General features: G+C 28.6%; 1 protein-coding gene. It reads left to right on the forward strand.

The window, feature by feature from the left end; translation table 11 throughout:
* Positions 1 to 117: 117 nt before the first annotated feature.
* A complete protein-coding gene (locus tag G470_RS0111760; protein WP_028274953.1) occupies positions 118 to 1020 on the forward strand; it encodes an ApeA N-terminal domain 1-containing protein in 903 nt (300 codons plus the stop codon).
* Positions 1021 to 1099 lie beyond the last annotated feature (79 nt).

Raw genomic sequence — 1099 nt, forward strand, 5'->3', positions numbered from 1 at the left:
TCCTGGGTATGTTTTTAGTGGTTAAAAACATTGTACCGTAAAAGGGCTTTTACATGGCCTTTTATCTTTTACACAATTATATGGACTTTATCAGAATTAATGTAAGGATTGAATTAAATGGTATTAAAGTATGATAATTTACACTCGTTTTCAGAATCGGTCACTTGTTCTTTTGATCAAAAATTTCAAGAACAATCTTTTGGTCAAATAAATTATGATATTTATGAAGGAATAAGTTTGACTATTTATGATTGTAATACAGATGTTGCTCAGTTTGATGAAATACCCACGATTTATGGCATCTTACACGATAGTAAAAAGATATTCAGTTTACAAAAAAATCAAGTTACTATTAATAATGAAATAACATATTCAATGATAAATATTGGAGTAAATCGTGTGAAGATTATCAGTAAAGAACTATACATAGGAAGTACATGGTTCAATAGAGACCAAAAGTTCACTAAGGCTCAATTTTCATTGGACTTTTTTGATAATTGGTTTACTCATGGTAGTTTAGAAGATGAATGTCGGATTAAAACTAAAATTCCATTAGAAGAAATTACGTTTGAGTTATTCGAATTACTTTACACAGACTATACTGGGCATAAAAATGCTGGTGTCAATAAAAGCATTTATGAGACTAAAATGAATTATCTACTCGAATATGACCATGAAAAAACGGGTAGTGAAATTAGAAAAAATATCAGACGTATTCAAAATTTTTATACTTTTCTACTCTCACGAGCTAGTCCAATAAAGAAAATATCATTTTATACTGGACCTGGGCTAGATCAACAGCATTTATTTATCAATCAGATATCTCTAAAAGAGTACAGCGAAGTTTCTGTGGTCAAGTTATGTAAGTACGATAAAATATTTGATAATCTTCCTAAAATGTTAACTAATTGGTTATCAATATATGATAAATATCGAGTTATCATTGAGAATACTATTGGGGATATAGAGAAGAAAAGCTATATTGAGAATGTTTTTCTTAATAATTGTGTTTTGCAATAGAGAAGTACATAGTTTTGCAACGAAAAGTACACAATGTTGCCACCCAATAGTTTCCATTTAATTATTCTATTTTTGATAA

The organism is Atopococcus tabaci DSM 17538, from assembly GCF_000429585.1.
Classification (GTDB): Bacteria; Bacillota; Bacilli; order Lactobacillales; family Carnobacteriaceae_A; genus Atopococcus; species Atopococcus tabaci.

Excerpts from the sequence above, each read along its gene's own strand:
- G470_RS0111760 (WP_028274953.1), top strand. The coding sequence starts at position 118 with ATGGTATTAAAGTATGATAATTTACACTCGTTTTCAGAATCGGTCACT.